Genomic DNA, 14,876 nt, shown 5'->3' with positions numbered 1-14,876 from the left:
CGTGTCGGAATCGAGGGTGGGAATTTTCTTTTTGCTCAGGAAACCGCTGTAGGACACAGTTTGAAATAGTCACTCGGTTGAATAGCCCGGTGCCGCACCTTATATACCCCGCAGTACGCTACATCTTTAGCTTGAGGAGAGTTCTACAACCATGATGCGCATCCTGCTGTTTTTGGCCACTAACCTGGCGGTCGTGCTGATAGCCAGCATCACCCTGAGCCTGTTCGGCTTCAACGGGTTCATGGCGGCCAACGGGGTCGACCTCGACCTCAGTCAGCTGCTGGTTTTCTGTGCGGTCTTTGGTTTCGCCGGCTCGCTGTTCTCGCTGTTCATCTCCAAGTGGATGGCGAAGATGAGCACCGGCACGCAAATCATCAGCCAGCCACGCACCCGTCATGAGCAATGGCTGCTGCAAACGGTCGAGCAATTGTCCCGCGAAGCCGGGATCAAGATGCCTGAAGTCGGGATTTTCCCGGCCTACGAAGCGAATGCTTTCGCTACCGGCTGGAACAAGAACGACGCGCTGGTCGCGGTCAGCCAGGGCCTGCTCGAGCGATTCTCGCCCGATGAAGTGAAAGCCGTACTGGCCCACGAAATCGGTCACGTCGCCAACGGCGACATGGTCACGCTGGCGTTGATCCAGGGCGTGGTGAACACCTTTGTAATGTTCTTCGCGCGGATCATCGGCAACTTCGTCGACAAGGTCATCTTCAAGAACGAAGAAGGCCAGGGCATCGCCTACTACGTGGCGACCATCTTCGCCGAACTGGTGCTGGGCATCCTCGCCAGCGCAATCGTCATGTGGTTCTCGCGCAAGCGCGAATTCCGTGCCGACGAAGCCGGCGCCCGCCTGGCCGGTACCAGCGCGATGATTGGCGCTCTGCAACGTCTGCGTGCCGAACAGGGCCTGCCGGTGCACATGCCCGACACCCTGAACGCCTTCGGCATCAACGGTGGCATTAAACAGGGCTTCGCCCGCATGTTCATGAGCCACCCGCCGCTGGAAGAGCGTATTGACGCACTGCGTCGTCGCGGTTGATTTGATCGCAATAAGAAAGAAGGCCCGCAGTGATGCGGGCCTTTTTTTGTATCTTCAGATCATGCGTTGTCGGCAAAATCCCATTCGCGAGCAGGCTCGCTCCCACCTTTGAAATGCATTCCCCTGTGGGAGCGAGCCTGCTCGCGAAGACGCCGGAGCTGCTGACAGAAAACCATCAGGCAGAAACCCGATAAACCCGCTCCACCAACCACTCAACCCCGCCCTGCACAAACTTGGGGCTCTCAGCCAGAATATCTCGCTCTTCCAGTTTCTCCAGCTGCCAACCCTGGCCCAGCAGCCGCTGCGCCTCATCATCATTCACCGCAAACGGCGGCCCGGGAATCTGCGTCTGATCGTAATCCAGGGTAATCACCAGCCCTTTCATCTCCGGCGCCAGCAACTGCTGCAGATGCGCCGCATAGCGCTGGCGCATCGCGTCCGGCAAGGCAATCAGCGCGGCGCGGTCATACAGCGCGGTGCAACCGGCAACATCCTCTGCCGTCAGCGCGAAAAAATCCCCGCACCACAGTTCGATGGCATCACTGCGATAAATCTTGAATGCGCCCTTCTCGCTGATCTGCGGCTGCAACTGATGTTCGCTGAAAAACTCCTCGACAGCCTTTTCCGCTAGCTCCACTCCAAGCACCTGATGTCCCTGCCCGGCAAGCCAGAGCAGGTCCAGACTCTTGCCGCACAGCGGCACCAGCACGCGTGCTGACGGTGCAATCGCCAGCTCCGGCCAATAGCGCTGCAAATACGGGTTGGCCTCGGCCTGATGAAAGCCGATCTGGTTCGAATCCCATTTCTTGTACCAAAACTCAGGCTGCATGGATCACTCCCGAATAACCGATGAAAAACCGCAGAAACTTATATTGGATTCAGATCGATGATCTGACTGAAGATGGTTCATCTTAGCGCTCAGGAGCCCGTCCATGTTGCCCAGCCTGTTTATCTCCCACGGTTCACCGATGCTGGCGCTGGAGCCCGGTGCCAGCGGCCCGGCACTGGCGCGACTGGCCGCCGAACTGCCGCGTCCCAACGCCATCGTCATCGTCTCTGCACACTGGGAAAGCCAGGAACTGCTGGTCAGCAGCCACCCGCATCCGGAAACCTGGCACGACTTCGGCGGTTTCCCCCGTGCGCTGTTTGAAGTGCAGTACCCGGCCCCGGGTAATCCGCAACTGGCCGCAGAGGTGGCTGAGCGGTTGAACACCAATGACCTGCCGGCGCGGCTCGATCCGCAACGACCGTTCGATCATGGTGTCTGGGTGCCGCTGTCGTTGATGTATCCGCAGGCCAACATTCCGGTGGTGCAAGTCTCGCTGCCGAGTCGTGGCGGGCCGGCGTTGCAGACGCGAGTTGGCCGCGCGCTGGCGATCCTGCGCGAACACGGCATTCTGTTGATCGGCTCCGGCAGCATCACCCACAATCTCCGCGAGCTGGACTGGCATGCCGGCCCGGAAAGCATTGAACCGTGGGCGCGGGATTTTCGTGACTGGATGATCGACAAACTGGCGGCCGACGATGAAACGGCGCTGCATGATTATCGCCAGCAGGCGCCAAATGCGGTGCGCAGTCACCCGAGTGATGAGCATTTGTTGCCGTTGTATTTTGCTCGCGGCGCGGGCGGGGTTTTCAGCGTGGCACATCAGGGTTTCACGATGGGGGCGCTGGGCATGGATATTTATCGCTTCGGTTGAAGCCTTCGCGAGCAGGCTCGCTCCCACGGTAGCCAATGAACAGGCAAAAAAAATCCCCGAACCAGTCGGGGATTTTTTATGTTCGATCAATCAGCCCAAGGGCGGATCAATCTTCGCGGTAGCGACGCAGCTTGAGCTGCTTACCAGCCACGCGAGTGTCCTTCAGCTTGGTCAGGAGCTTTTCCAGACCTTCTTCCGGCAGCTCGACGAGGCTGAAGCTGTCACGCACCTGGATGCGACCGATCGCTTCACGGGCCAGACCGCCTTCGTTGAGGATGGCGCCCAGCAGGTTTTTCGCAGCGATACCGTCACGCGCACCCAGCGCGGTACGGCAACGAGCGCGGCCTTCGCCCAAAGGCATTGGCGCGCGACGCTCGCGGTCACCACGATCAGGACGATCACCGGAACGCTCAGGACGGTCGCCACGCGGTGCGTTGTTCGGCACCAGTGGACGTTCCTTCTCGATCGCGGCCAGGTTCAGCGCTTGACCGTTGGTAGCCTTGCGCAGCAGCGCAGCAGCCAGTGCACGCGGGGTGCAACCGATGTCGGCAGTCAGGCGATCAAGCAGCTCACCGTGAGTCGATTCGGCATCAGCAACCAGCGGCGACAGGCTGTTGGTCAGTTTCTTGATGCGAGCATCGAGAACGGCTTGAGCATCCGGCAGACGCACTTCAGCAACTTTCTGACCGGTTACGCGCTCGATCACTTGCAGCATGCGGCGCTCACGTGGAGTCACCAGCAGCAGTGCACGACCTTCGCGACCGGCACGGCCGGTACGGCCGATACGGTGCACGTAGGACTCCGGATCGTACGGCATGTCAACGTTGAACACGTGAGTGATGCGCGGAACGTCCAGACCACGGGCAGCAACGTCGGTCGCGACAACGATGTCCAGACGACCATCCTTGAGCGAGTCGATCACGCGCTCACGCTGGTTCTGGGCGATATCACCGTTCAACGCGGCGGCTTTGTAGCCTTTGGCGTCGAGGGCGCTGGCCAGGTCCAGGGTCGCTTGCTTGGTGCGCACGAACATGATCAGGGCGTCGAAGTCTTCGACTTCCAGCAGGCTGAGTACGGCCGAGGTTTTCTGGTCAGCGTGAACCAACAGGTGAGCCTGTTCGATCGCGGTAACGGTCTGGGTCTTGGTCTGGATCTTGACGTGTTGCGGATCGCGCAGGTGGCGTTCGGCAATGGCGCGGATCGACTGCGGCAGGGTCGCCGAGAACAGCACGGTCTGGCGGGTCGATGGCAGAGCCTTGAAGATGACTTCCAGGTCATCCATGAAGCCCAGCTTCAACATTTCGTCAGCTTCGTCGAGAACCAGATGGTTCACGGTCGACAGGACTTTCTCGTCGCGACGCAGGTGGTCGCACAGACGACCCGGAGTAGCGACAACAATCTGTGCGCCATTACGGATTGCCTTGAGTTGCGGGCCCATCGGCGCGCCGCCGTAGACAGCCACGACGGTGACGCCTGGCATTTGCTTGGCGTAGGTTTCAAAAGCGGTTGCTACTTGCAGCGCCAACTCTCGGGTTGGCGCCAGGATCAGGGCTTGCGGTTCGCGCTTGGCAGGATCGATGCGGTGCAGAATAGGCAGTGCGAACGCGGCGGTTTTACCGGTACCGGTTTGCGCCTGGCCAATCATGTCCTGGCCGGCCATGATGATCGGGATCGATTGCTGCTGAATCGCCGAAGGCTCTTCGTAGCCAGTCGCTGCGACGGCTGCAAGAATATTCGGGTTGAGATTAAAAGCGGCGAATCCGCCGGTTTCCTGGGTCATGGGTCTGCCTCTAAGTGCATCCGCAAAGACCCATGCTCCAAAGCTGCGCATGCCGTGTTGAGACTCAAGAGTCGCCCTGGCAGCTTTGTCGGCGGGGATTTGCGAAAACGAATGAATGAAGATGAATCGTCAAGGAAGAGCCCGCAATGCGGACGTGCAGCCGAAGCTGACTTCGGGAAATGCGCTACCTAAACGCGGCCCGGTTAAAGGCCGGCGCGCACTATACCGGATTTCGCCCGAAAAGGGAGCTTTTTTTGTGGCCCTTATCCGTGTGTCACCGCCGTGTAACGGGGTTTTGCGGATAATCGCGCAACGGTCTATTTTGCAAAGGCCCGGCCCTGCGGGCGATGACGCTTAAACGGTTCACCGACCTGCGGCAAAGCGCCGCGCACCCGCCCTTCCCGCTTGAGGATTTAGCCATGAATCAGCCCTGCGCCGGCCGCGTCAGCCGAGAACGTCGTGGTCATGTGCACTTGATCGGCCTCGATCGGGCGGCCAAGCGCAACGCTTTCGATATCGACCTGCTCAACGACCTGAGCCTGGCCTACGGCGAATTCGAAGCCGACCGCGAAGCGCGGGTCGCCGTGGTGTTCGGCCATGGCGAGCACTTCACCGCCGGGCTCGATCTGGTCAATGCCAGCGCAGCCCTGGCCGAAGGCTGGCAGGTTCCGAGCGGCGGTTGCGATCCCTGGGGTGTTTTCGTCGGCCCGAGAGTGAGCAAACCGGTCATCGTCGCCGCGCAGGGTTACTGCCTGACCATCGGCATCGAGCTGATGCTGGCGGCGGACATCAACCTGTGCGCGAGCAATACTCGCTTCGCGCAGATGGAAGTGCAGCGTGGGATCTTTCCGTTTGGCGGCGCTACTTTGCGTTTCCAGCAGATCGCCGGCTGGGGCAACGCGATGCGCTGGTTGCTGACTGGCGATGAATTTGATGCCCACGATGCGTTGCATCTGGGCTTGGTCCAGGAAGTGATGGCCAGCGAAGACTTGCTGCCCCGCGCGATCGAGCTGGCCGAACGGATTGCCCGGCAGGCACCGCTGGGCGTGCAGGCGACCTTGATGTCAGCGCGACAGGCGCGTTATGAGGGTGAGACAGCGGCGGCGCAGGCATTACCGGCGCTGGTGAAGAAGTTGCTCGCCACTGAGGATGCCCGGGAGGGGGTGCGGTCGTTGGTGGAGCGGCGTCCGGGGATCTTCAAAGGCATCTGAAGATTCTGCTGCCTGTCAGGGCCTTTTCGCGAGCAGGCTCGCTCCCACAGGTAGAACGCATTTCAAATGTGGGAGCGAGCCTGCTCGCGAAGGGGGCGGTCCTGCCGGCTCAGGTCGCCGGGCGAATCGCGTTGATCAACGACTGCAACGAATAACCCAGCTGCGGCGCCAGCGCTTCGGCCCGCTGGGTCAGCGCCTGCATGTCCAGCGCCTGATCGAGATCCGCAGGAACGATCAGAATCACGTTGCCCTCCTTCACCGGCAACTCCCAGTAATGCCGGTGATAGAGCCCGCGCAACAACGCCGCGCCCAGCGGTTTGCCATCGTCGGTGGCCCACTGGTTGATCACCAGCCAGCCGCCCGGATTCAGGCGCTTCTGACAATCGCCGAGAAAACTCCAGGCCAGATGCCCGACACCGGGACCGACATCGGTATAGAGGTCGACGAAAATCAGATCCGCCGGCTCGGCAGTCGGCAGCAATTCCAGCGCATCGCCGACGCGGATATACAACCGCGGATCATCATCCAGACCGAGATATTCAATGGCCAGGCGCGGCACGTCCGGGCGCAGTTCGATGGCTTCGACGTCTTCCAGCGGCAGAAACTTCAGGCAAGCCTGGGTCAGCGTGCCCGCACCCAAACCGAGAAACAGCGCGCTCTCCGGCTGCTCGTGGCACAGCGCGCCGATCAGCATGGCGCGGGTGTAGTCGTACTCCAGCCAGCTCGGGTCGGCAGTGAACACGCAGCTCTGCTCGATCGCATCGCCGAACTCGAGAAAGCGGTAATCGGCCACTTCCAGCACGCGAATCACGCCGAACTCATCCTGTACTTCGGCGAGCAGATGCTCGACGCGCTCCTCAGTCATTTCGTCTCCTGATGGTCACCGGGCGCGGTGACGCGATGGCACCGCTGTGGCGCCGTGGCAAAGCGGCGATTGTCGGCGATGGGGCGGGAGCAGGTCACGCACTAATTGCTGCTAACATGGCGCTTCCCTGCGTACGAACTTCGAGACCGTGATGAGCCAACCGTGGAGCCCTGACAGCTGGCGCGCCCTGCCGATCCAGCAACAACCGCAATACCCCGACGCCGCGCACCTGCGCCAGGTCGAGCAAACCCTGGCCAGCTATCCGCCACTGGTGTTCGCCGGCGAAGCGCGCGAGCTGCGCCGCCAGTTCGCCGAAGTCACCCAGGGTCGCGCGTTTCTGTTGCAGGGCGGCGATTGCGCGGAAAGCTTCGCCGAATTTTCCGCCGCGAAGATCCGCGACACCTTCAAAGTGTTGCTGCAAATGGCAATCGTCATGACCTTCGCCGCTGGCTGCCCGGTGGTCAAGGTCGGGCGCATGGCCGGCCAGTTCGCCAAACCGCGTTCGGCCAACGACGAAACCATCGGCGGCGTAACCCTGCCGGCCTACCGTGGCGACATCGTCAACGGCATCGGCTTCGACGAAAAGAGCCGCGTGCCGGATCCGGAGCGTTTGCTGCAGTCCTATCATCAGTCCACAGCAACCTTGAACCTGTTGCGCGCTTTCGCCCAGGGCGGTTTTGCCGACCTGCATCAAGTGCACAAGTGGAACCTGGATTTCATCGCCAACTCGGCGCTGGCGGAGAAGTACAGCCACCTCGCCGACCGCATCGATGAAACCCTCGCGTTCATGCGCGCCTGCGGCATGGACAGCTCGCCGCAACTGCGCGAAACCAGTTTCTTCACAGCCCACGAAGCGCTGCTGCTGAACTACGAAGAAGCCTTCGTCCGCCGCGACAGCCTGACCAACGATTACTACGATTGCTCGGCGCACATGCTGTGGATCGGCGACCGCACGCGTCAGCTCGACGGCGCGCACGTTGAATTCCTGCGCGGGGTGAACAACCCGATCGGGGTCAAAGTCGGCCCGAGCATGAACCCTGATGACCTGATCCGCCTGATCGACGTGCTCAACCCGGACAACGATCCGGGGCGTTTGAACCTGATCGCGCGGATGGGTGCGAACAAGGTCGGCGATCATCTACCGGCACTGATCCGCGCGGTCCAGCGCGAAGGCAAGCAAGTGCTGTGGAGCTCCGACCCGATGCACGGCAACACCATCAAGGCCAGCAGCGGCTACAAGACCCGTGACTTCGCGCAGATCCTTGGCGAGGTGAAGCAGTTTTTCCAGGTGCACGAAGCGGAAGGCAGTTATGCCGGCGGCATTCATATAGAAATGACCGGGCAGAATGTCACCGAGTGCATCGGCGGCGCGCGGCCGATTACCGAGGATGGCTTGTCCGACCGTTATCACACCCACTGCGATCCACGGATGAATGCCGACCAGTCGCTGGAATTGGCGTTTTTGATTGCCGAGACTCTGAAGCAAGTCCGCCGTTAGACCGCGTCGCCTCCCTTCGCGAGCAGGCTCGCTCCCACACAGGACCTGTGGCCTACACAAAACCAATGTGGGAGCGAGCCTGCTCGCGAAGGGGCCAGCTCAGATACCCTCAACCTGCGCGAACGCGACTCTGAGCCGAGCCGCACTCTCGCGCTGACAATTCAACTGCACCCGCTCAAGCCCCAACCAACCCGCCATCCGCCGCAAATTCAGCGCCAGCGCCAGCATCCCCTCCTCGTCCAGTCCCGATTCTTCCTCATGCACCGCATGCACCGCCAACTGCCCTGCCGCCCGTTCGGCGCGCAGATCAACCCGCGCGGCAATCCGCTCGTTGTGCAAAAACGGCAGCACGTAATAGCCGTAAACCCGCTTGGGCTGCGGTGTGTAGATTTCCAGGCGATAGCGGAAATCGAACAAACGCTCGGTGCGGCTGCGCTCCCAGATCAGCGAGTCGAACGGCGACAGCAGCGCACTGGCAATGACCTTGCGCGGCACTTTGGGCTCCGGCAGGCAATAGGCGATCTGCCGCCAGTCGGCGATTTCACACATCTGCAATTGACCAGCTTCAACCAACTCAGTCAGACGCGGGCGCGCATCCGCAGGGTTCAGGCGAAAGTAATCGCGCAGGTCTTTTTCCGTACCAACGCCCAATGCTTGCGCCGCATGCAAGAGCAAACCGCGTTGCGCCTCGGCCTCGTCCGGCGTGGGCTGTTGCAGGATCGCTGCCGGAATCACTCGCTCAGGCAAATCGTACAAGCGCTCGAAACCGCGTCGCCCCGCCACTGTGACCTCACCGGCGGCGAACAACCATTCCAGCGCATGTTTCTCGGCACTCCAGTCCCACCATGGCCCGGCCTTGTCTTCGCGGGTCGACAGACTGCCGGCGCCGAGCGCGCCCCGCTCCTCTACCGCAGTCAGCACGCGGCGAATGGTGTCCCGCTGTTCGCGACCGAACTTTGCCAATTGCTGATAGATGTCTTCGCCACGCTTGGCCCGTTGCATGCGCCAGCCCAGCAACGGGTACATCGACAGCGGCAACAGCGACGCTTCATGGCCCCAGTATTCGAACAGCGTGCGCCGACGGCCCGAACTCCAGGCAGCCTGGTCGAGCAAGTCAGATGAATAGCAACCGAGACGGGAAAACAGCGGCAGGTAGTGCGAGCGCACCACGGCATTGACGGAATCGATTTGCAGCAGGCCCAGCCGTTCGATCAGCCGGTTGAGATGACTGGCATTGACGTTCGGCGGCTGGCGCCCGTTGAACCCTTGGGCAGCCAGCGCCAGACGTCGCGCCTGTTTGAGGGAAAAGGACACTGTCGCGGGCATTTATTCCTCCATGTCTGCTCGCAACCTACCTCACCTGAAAGGGGTTTGTGTAGCGATAGCCTCATCATTTATGCATCGGGTCGTCCCAGAACGGCCGCACGGTTTCATGCTCCACATCGGCGCGGCTGATGCCGATGTCCTTCAGCGCTTCGTCGCTGAGCCCGGCGAGCATTTCCCGCTCGCGATGTAACTCGTACCAGCGGCTGAATTTGTGCAGCAGATCGGACACGATATGGCCATGGCCGGACAGCTGTTCTTCGCTTGCATACTCTCTTTGACCTTTCATCGTCTTGCCTCCTTTTGTGGATGGCTCAAGTCTCGCGCTGGCGCTAAGATCAATCCAACGAATGTTTCTGATGGCATGCATCACGGAGATTCATCAATTGTCCGCCTACCCCAGTATCGATACCGATGTCCTGCGCACCTTCGTCGCGATTGCCGATCAGGGCGGTTTCACCCGTGCCGGCGAGATGGTCAACCGCACCCAGTCGGCGGTGAGCATGCAGATGAAACGTCTGGAAGAAGACGTGTTGCAGCGCCAGCTGTTCGAGCGCGATGGCCGTCAGGTGCGCCTGACGGCAGAAGGCCAAGTGCTGCTCGGTTATGCGCGGCGCATCCTCAAACTGCACAGTGAGGTGTTCAACACCCTGCGCGAGCCGCACATGGTCGGCACCGTGCGCATCGGTACGCCGGATGATTATGTGATGCGTTTTCTGCCGGGAATCCTGTCGCGGTTCGCGCAGTTCTATCCGCTGATCCAGATCGAGGTGCATTGCGAGTCGAGCAAGCAGTTGCTGCAACGCACCGATCTGGACTTGTCGATCGTCACCCGTGAGCCGGGCAACGAGATCGGCCAGTTGCTGCGCAAGGAGCGCTTTGTCTGGGCCGAGGCGCAGAACTTCAGCGCCCATGAACAGACGCCGCTGCCCCTGGCGATGTTCAACAGTGATTGTTTCTGCCGCTTGTGGGCGTGCAATGCGCTGGACGCTATGGGCCGCGATTACCGCATCGCCTACAACAGCAGCAGCCTGTCGGCGCTGATGGCGGTAGTCAGCGCGGGGCTGGCGATCACCGCGCAACTGGAAAGCCTGATCACCCCGGACATGCGCATCCTTGGCGCCGCCGAAGACCTGCCACTGTTGCCCGAGGCGAGCATCATGCTGATCCGCAATCTGAACAACCCGTCGCCGATCACCGAGTGCCTGGCCGAGCACATCGTCGAGGGCTTCAAACTTTAAACGCGAGCATCACCGCACACAGCACCAGAAAACCGCAGAACAGCCCGCGCAGAATTTTTTCCGGCATGGCGTGGGCAACTTTCACGCCCCAACTGATGCTGAGCAGACCTCCGACCGCCAGAGGCAGACCGATCATCCAGTCGACTTCATGGTGCACGGCGTAGGTCACCAGGGTTACACCAGTGCTCGGCAGGGCCAGCGCCAGCGACAATCCTTGAGCAACCACTTGGCTGGTGCCGAACAGGCTGGTCAGCACCGGCGTGGCCACCACTGCGCCGCCGACGCCGAACAAACCGCCCATTGTCCCCGAGGCGGCGCCGAGCACGCCCAACCACGGCCACGAATAGCGCAGCTCGGCAGTCGGCGCTGGTCGCGGACCGAACATCTTCAACAGGTTGTAGGCCGAAAGTGCTACCAAAAAGGCGACAAATCCGATGCGCATGGTCTGCGCATCGATGCCCACCGCCCAGATCGAGCCGAGCCAGGCAAAGCAGAAACCCATCACCGCCAACGGCAGCGCATGGCGCAATTCGATGCGATTGCGCTGGTGATAACGCCACAGCGCCAGCATCACGTTCGGCACCACCATCACCAGTGCCGTGCCTTGGGCGATCTGCTGATCAAGCCCAAACCACACGCCAAGCAATGGGATCGCAATCAAGCCACCGCCAATGCCAAAGATCCCGCCCAATGTGCCCAGGGCGGCGCCGAACAGCAGGTACAACAGAAAATCCATCACAACGGTAGTCCTCTAACGACAGGTGGCCAATGCTACGCACTCGCGCCTAGCGGGGAAACGCATAGCAACGCACAATGGCTGTGCCGATTTTGCACAAGCGTGGTTTCCATGAATCCCAACCAATTGACCGATCAGCTCGGCCTGTTTCTCGATGTGCTGGAGAGTGGCAGCTTTTCTGCCGCTTCGCGCCGCCATCCGCTGACACCTTCCGCCGTAGCCCGGCGCATCGACAGCCTGGAAAGTGCCGTCGGCAGTCAGCTGTTCGTGCGCAGCACCCATGCCGTGCTGCCGACTTCGGCCGGCCTGGCCTTTGCCGAGCGGGCGCGACGGATCATCGCCGAGTTGCAACTGGCGCGTGCCGAAGCGGTGTCGTTAAGCAGCGCACCGGAAGGCCTGATCCGCATCGATGCGCCAGCAGCCTTCGGGCGGCGGCATCTGGCGCCGGTGATTGCCGATTTTCTCCTGCTGTACCCGGGACTGGATGTGCAGATGCATCTGATCGACAGCTTCAGCGACATGGCCGGCAGCAGCCTGGGCAAAGTCGATCTGGTGCTGCGGACCGGACAACTGGCCGACTCGCGCCTGGTCGCCACGCCATTGGCGAGCATGGTCCGCGTCGCCTGCGCCAGCCCTGACTATCTCAAGCAGCGTGGCGTGCCCGAGCACCCGGCGCAGTTGAGTGAACACGACGGGCTCGACTGGGAAGGCCTTGCGCCGCCCTTTGCCTGGAAATTCGAAGTGGACGGGCAAATGCAACTGCACCGACCATCACGGGTGCGCCTGAGCGCCAACAATGCCGAAGCTCTGGCGTGTGGCGCGGCGGCGGGTCTGGGCGTCGCACACCTGCCGACCTGGCTGGCCAGCGAATACCTGCTGCGCGGCGAGCTGGTGCCGCTGTTTTGTGAAAATGGCCTGCCGCCGCCGGAGTCCACCGGCATTTACGCGCTGCGCATGGAACAGCAGGTCCATTCGCGCAGTCGGTTGTTGCTGGAATACCTGAAAACCCGCTTCAGCCCGGTGCCGCCGTGGGATCTGGCGTTGCAACGGCAATTCGCCCGGCACTGACGCCGGACTTATTTATCTGGCGCCTTAAAGATTCGAGCGCTAGATTAAAAAACGATCAACGATCAAGGCTTTGACAATGACTTGCGAACGCGACAACTGCGACGACCTTCTGCTCGACAATCAGGCGTGCTTCGCCCTGCATTCGACCTCGCTGATGATGACCAAGGTCTACAAGCCGCTGTTGCAAGCGCTGGGCCTGACCTATCCGCAATATCTGGCGATGATGGTGTTGTGGGAGAAGGACGGTCTGACTGTCGGAGAAATCAGCGCACGCCTGCTGACCGATCCGGGATCGCTGACGCCATTGCTCAAGCGTCTGGAAGCCGAAGGCCTGCTCAGCCGCACCCGTAGTCGCGAAGATGAGCGGGTGGTGATTGTCGAACTGACCGCAGCAGGCCGCGCCTTGCGCGACAAGGCGCAGACCGTGCCGCAGTGCATTCTTGGCGCCAGTGGCTTCACCCTTGAACGTCTGCAGAAGTTGCAGGCCGAGCTGCAAGCGCTGCGCGGACATTTGCAAGACAGCCTGAATTAAGCCCCGCTACATTCCCCTGTGGGAGCGAGCCTGCTCGCGAAAGCGTCCGATCAGACAGCGAGTCGTTGAATGTTCCACCGCCTTCGCGAGCAGGCTCGCTCCCACAGTGATTTCAGCGCCAACAAAAAAAAATTTTCCCCGCCTGCATTCCCTCGCCAAGCGCTCTAAATCAAGCCTTACCCGCCCCTTCCACGCTATGCCCTTGAGCAAAACGCGATTTTTATTAAAAATTTATCTTGCGCGCTAAACATTAGCGCTATACATTCTCTTCACACCTACTTAGCGCGCAAACAATTAGCGCACAAAACCACAACCAATGAGGCTCACACCATGCAAACTCTCTACACCGCAATCGCAACTTCCACTGGCGGCCGTGACGGTCGTGCGATCTCCAGCGACAACGTACTCGACGTCAAACTGGCCACCCCGAAAGAACTCGGCGGTGCTGGCGGTGCGGCGACCAACCCTGAGCAACTGTTCGCTGCCGGTTACTCGGCCTGCTTCATCGGCGCACTGAAATTCGTTGCCAGCCAGACCAAGCGCAAGATTCCTGACGACGCATCGATCACCGCCCATGTCGGCATCGGCCAGATCCCTGGCGGTTTCGGTCTGGACATCGATTTGCACATCAGCCTGCCGGGCCTGGAACAAGCCGACGCGCAGTCGCTGGTCGACGCCGCTCACCAGGTCTGCCCGTACTCCAACGCCACCCGTGGCAACGTCGATGTGCGTCTGCACGTAACCGTGTAATCACTCAAGTCTCCGGCCCGAACAAGGAAATTGAACATGAACACTTTCAGCAAAGTCTTGACCGGTACCCTTCTCGCCCTGTCGGTACACAGCGCTTTCGCCGGTGATGTCGAACACAACACCCAGGCATTCCTCGATGCGCTGAATTCAGGCAGCGGCAAGCCGATCGAGCAGCTGTCACCCAAGGATGCCCGCGCCGTGCTGGTCGGCGCGCAGTCCGGGGTCAAGTTGACGTTGCCCAAAGCCGATGTCAGCGAGAAGACCATCCAGGTCGATGGCCAACCGCTGAGCCTGACCATCGTCCGGCCGGCCGGGGTCAAGGGTGAGCTGCCGGTGTTCATGTTCTTCCACGGCGGCGGCTGGGTGCTGGGGGACTTCCCGACTCACGAACGTCTGGTGCGCGATCTCGTGGTCGGTTCGGGGGCGGCGGCGGTGTTCGTCAATTACACCCCTTCGCCGGAAGCGCATTACCCGGTGGCGATCAACCAGGCCTACGCTGCGACCAAATGGGTGGCGGAACACGGTAAAGAGATCAATGTCGACGGCAAGCGCCTGGCCGTGGCCGGCAACAGCGTCGGCGGCAACATGGCCGCAGTGGTTGCGCTGATGGCCAAGGACAAGGGCACCCCGGCGATCAAATTCCAGGTGCTGCTGTGGCCGGTGACCGATGCCAACTTCGACACCGGTTCGTACAACCAGTACGCCGAAGGGCACTTCCTCACCCGCAACATGATGAAGTGGTTCTGGGACAACTACACCACCGACGCCAAGCAGCGTAACGAGATCTACGCTTCACCGCTGCGCGCCACCACCGCGCAACTCAAAGGTCTGCCGCCTGCACTGGTGCAGACTGCCAGCGCCGACGTGCTGCGTGATGAAGGTGAAGCTTACGCACGCAAACTCGACGAGGCCGGAGTACCGGTAACGTCGGTGCGCTACAACGGCATGATTCACGATTACGGTTTGCTCAACGTGGTCAGCCAGGTACCGGCGGTGCGCTCGGCGATGTTGCAGGCGTCTGAAGAACTGAAGCAACACTTGAAGTAACCACCGTCCCACATGGGATAGGTGTGAAACTCAAAGCGCAGGCACAAAAAAACCCGACTCAATGGTCGGGTTTTTTCTTTCCGCAA

At 61.0% G+C, this 14,876-nt stretch carries 15 protein-coding genes; 9 read left to right on the top strand and 6 right to left on the bottom strand.

What is annotated here, in order from left to right; all coding sequences use genetic code 11:
• Positions 1-151: 151 nt before the first annotated feature.
• A complete protein-coding gene (htpX, locus tag AAEZ10_RS10935; protein WP_007908619.1) occupies positions 152-1,039 on the top strand; it encodes a protease HtpX in 888 nt (295 codons plus the stop codon).
• 175 nt (positions 1,040-1,214) lie between these two features.
• On the opposite strand, the gene AAEZ10_RS10930 is transcribed toward htpX, so the two are convergent.
• Positions 1,215-1,868 carry a thiopurine S-methyltransferase gene (locus AAEZ10_RS10930; protein WP_350569155.1) on the bottom strand — a complete coding sequence of 218 codons (654 nt, stop codon included), beginning with the start codon at positions 1,866-1,868 and terminating at the stop codon, positions 1,215-1,217.
• Between the two features lie 103 nt (positions 1,869-1,971).
• On the opposite strand from AAEZ10_RS10930, the gene AAEZ10_RS10925 reads away from it, so the two are divergent.
• Positions 1,972-2,739 (top strand): DODA-type extradiol aromatic ring-opening family dioxygenase, encoded by a 768-nt coding sequence (locus tag AAEZ10_RS10925; RefSeq protein ID WP_122707260.1) that lies wholly within the window; start codon positions 1,972-1,974, stop codon positions 2,737-2,739.
• A 106-nt stretch (positions 2,740-2,845) separates the two neighbouring features.
• Here AAEZ10_RS10925 and AAEZ10_RS10920 read toward each other — a convergent pair whose 3' ends face one another.
• Positions 2,846-4,519 carry a DEAD/DEAH box helicase gene (locus AAEZ10_RS10920; RefSeq protein WP_016770859.1) on the bottom strand — a complete coding sequence of 558 codons (1,674 nt, stop codon included), beginning with the start codon at positions 4,517-4,519 and terminating at the stop codon, positions 2,846-2,848.
• Positions 4,520-4,938: 419 nt separating this feature from the next.
• Between AAEZ10_RS10920 and AAEZ10_RS10915 the strand changes: the two genes are divergently transcribed.
• Complete coding sequence (locus AAEZ10_RS10915; protein ID WP_073472434.1) at positions 4,939-5,730, top strand: crotonase/enoyl-CoA hydratase family protein; 792 nt, start codon at positions 4,939-4,941, stop codon at positions 5,728-5,730.
• A 109-nt stretch (positions 5,731-5,839) separates the two neighbouring features.
• Here the strand turns inward: AAEZ10_RS10915 and AAEZ10_RS10910 are convergent, their stop codons facing one another.
• On the bottom strand, positions 5,840-6,595 hold the full coding sequence (locus AAEZ10_RS10910) for a spermidine synthase (protein WP_024013768.1): 756 nt from the start codon (positions 6,593-6,595) through the stop codon (positions 5,840-5,842).
• A gap of 151 nt (positions 6,596-6,746) precedes the next feature.
• Between AAEZ10_RS10910 and AAEZ10_RS10905 the strand changes: the two genes are divergently transcribed.
• Positions 6,747-8,093, top strand: coding sequence for a class II 3-deoxy-7-phosphoheptulonate synthase (locus AAEZ10_RS10905; RefSeq protein WP_038861070.1), 1,347 nt, complete (start codon positions 6,747-6,749; stop codon positions 8,091-8,093).
• Between the two features lie 99 nt (positions 8,094-8,192).
• On the opposite strand, the gene AAEZ10_RS10900 is transcribed toward AAEZ10_RS10905, so the two are convergent.
• Both AAEZ10_RS10900 and AAEZ10_RS10895 read right to left on the bottom strand, forming a co-directional pair.
• Entirely contained in the window at positions 8,193-9,419 is a 1,227-nt protein-coding gene (locus AAEZ10_RS10900; RefSeq protein ID WP_350569152.1) for a winged helix-turn-helix domain-containing protein, read from the bottom strand.
• 64 nt (positions 9,420-9,483) lie between these two features.
• Entirely contained in the window at positions 9,484-9,705 is a 222-nt protein-coding gene (locus AAEZ10_RS10895; protein ID WP_024013770.1) for a DUF1127 domain-containing protein, read from the bottom strand.
• 97 nt (positions 9,706-9,802) lie between these two features.
• Between AAEZ10_RS10895 and AAEZ10_RS10890 the strand changes: the two genes are divergently transcribed.
• On the top strand, positions 9,803-10,657 hold the full coding sequence (locus AAEZ10_RS10890) for a LysR substrate-binding domain-containing protein (protein ID WP_172667885.1): 855 nt from the start codon (positions 9,803-9,805) through the stop codon (positions 10,655-10,657).
• Here AAEZ10_RS10890 and AAEZ10_RS10885 read toward each other — a convergent pair.
• Positions 10,647-11,393 (bottom strand): sulfite exporter TauE/SafE family protein, encoded by a 747-nt coding sequence (locus AAEZ10_RS10885; RefSeq protein WP_422394741.1) that lies wholly within the window; start codon positions 11,391-11,393, stop codon positions 10,647-10,649. The genes AAEZ10_RS10890 and AAEZ10_RS10885 overlap by 11 nt on opposite strands.
• Before the next feature lie 111 nt (positions 11,394-11,504).
• Between AAEZ10_RS10885 and AAEZ10_RS10880 the strand changes: the two genes are divergently transcribed.
• The 4 genes from AAEZ10_RS10880 (at position 11,505) to AAEZ10_RS10865 (ending at position 14,790) form a co-directional block, all read left to right on the top strand.
• The gene (locus AAEZ10_RS10880; RefSeq protein WP_016770867.1) at positions 11,505-12,461 is read left to right on the top strand and encodes a LysR family transcriptional regulator; all 957 of its coding nucleotides are present in this window, start codon (positions 11,505-11,507) and stop codon (positions 12,459-12,461) included.
• Between the two features lie 76 nt (positions 12,462-12,537).
• Positions 12,538-12,993, top strand: coding sequence for a MarR family winged helix-turn-helix transcriptional regulator (locus AAEZ10_RS10875; RefSeq protein ID WP_073472431.1), 456 nt, complete (start codon positions 12,538-12,540; stop codon positions 12,991-12,993).
• A gap of 330 nt (positions 12,994-13,323) precedes the next feature.
• Entirely contained in the window at positions 13,324-13,743 is a 420-nt protein-coding gene (locus AAEZ10_RS10870) for an organic hydroperoxide resistance protein (protein ID WP_007940002.1), read from the top strand.
• Between the two features lie 36 nt (positions 13,744-13,779).
• Positions 13,780-14,790 (top strand): alpha/beta hydrolase, encoded by a 1,011-nt coding sequence (locus AAEZ10_RS10865; protein WP_024013773.1) that lies wholly within the window; start codon positions 13,780-13,782, stop codon positions 14,788-14,790.
• The last annotated feature ends 86 nt before the right edge of the window (positions 14,791-14,876 follow it).

It is taken from the genome of Pseudomonas sp. H26/SER47-MNA-CIBAN-0231 (genome assembly GCF_040310465.1).
Lineage (GTDB): Bacteria > Pseudomonadota > Gammaproteobacteria > Pseudomonadales > Pseudomonadaceae > Aquipseudomonas > Aquipseudomonas atacamensis.
Note: the sequence above shows the minus strand (reverse complement) of the source record. Positions and strands in the feature narration are given on the sequence as shown.

Coding starts and splice junctions, on each gene's coding strand:
- htpX (WP_007908619.1), top strand. CDS start 152: ATGATGCGCATCCTGCTGTTTTTGGCCACTAACCTGGCGGTCGTGCTG.
- AAEZ10_RS10930 (WP_350569155.1), bottom strand. CDS start 1,868: ATGCAGCCTGAGTTTTGGTACAAGAAATGGGATTCGAACCAGATCGGC.
- AAEZ10_RS10925 (WP_122707260.1), top strand. CDS start 1,972: ATGTTGCCCAGCCTGTTTATCTCCCACGGTTCACCGATGCTGGCGCTG.
- AAEZ10_RS10920 (WP_016770859.1), bottom strand. CDS start 4,519: ATGACCCAGGAAACCGGCGGATTCGCCGCTTTTAATCTCAACCCGAAT.
- AAEZ10_RS10915 (WP_073472434.1), top strand. CDS start 4,939: ATGAATCAGCCCTGCGCCGGCCGCGTCAGCCGAGAACGTCGTGGTCAT.
- AAEZ10_RS10910 (WP_024013768.1), bottom strand. CDS start 6,595: ATGACTGAGGAGCGCGTCGAGCATCTGCTCGCCGAAGTACAGGATGAG.
- AAEZ10_RS10905 (WP_038861070.1), top strand. CDS start 6,747: ATGAGCCAACCGTGGAGCCCTGACAGCTGGCGCGCCCTGCCGATCCAG.
- AAEZ10_RS10900 (WP_350569152.1), bottom strand. CDS start 9,419: ATGCCCGCGACAGTGTCCTTTTCCCTCAAACAGGCGCGACGTCTGGCG.
- AAEZ10_RS10895 (WP_024013770.1), bottom strand. CDS start 9,705: ATGAAAGGTCAAAGAGAGTATGCAAGCGAAGAACAGCTGTCCGGCCAT.
- AAEZ10_RS10885 (WP_422394741.1), bottom strand. CDS start 11,393: ATGGATTTTCTGTTGTACCTGCTGTTCGGCGCCGCCCTGGGCACATTG.
- AAEZ10_RS10880 (WP_016770867.1), top strand. CDS start 11,505: ATGAATCCCAACCAATTGACCGATCAGCTCGGCCTGTTTCTCGATGTG.
- AAEZ10_RS10875 (WP_073472431.1), top strand. CDS start 12,538: ATGACTTGCGAACGCGACAACTGCGACGACCTTCTGCTCGACAATCAG.
- AAEZ10_RS10870 (WP_007940002.1), top strand. CDS start 13,324: ATGCAAACTCTCTACACCGCAATCGCAACTTCCACTGGCGGCCGTGAC.
- AAEZ10_RS10865 (WP_024013773.1), top strand. CDS start 13,780: ATGAACACTTTCAGCAAAGTCTTGACCGGTACCCTTCTCGCCCTGTCG.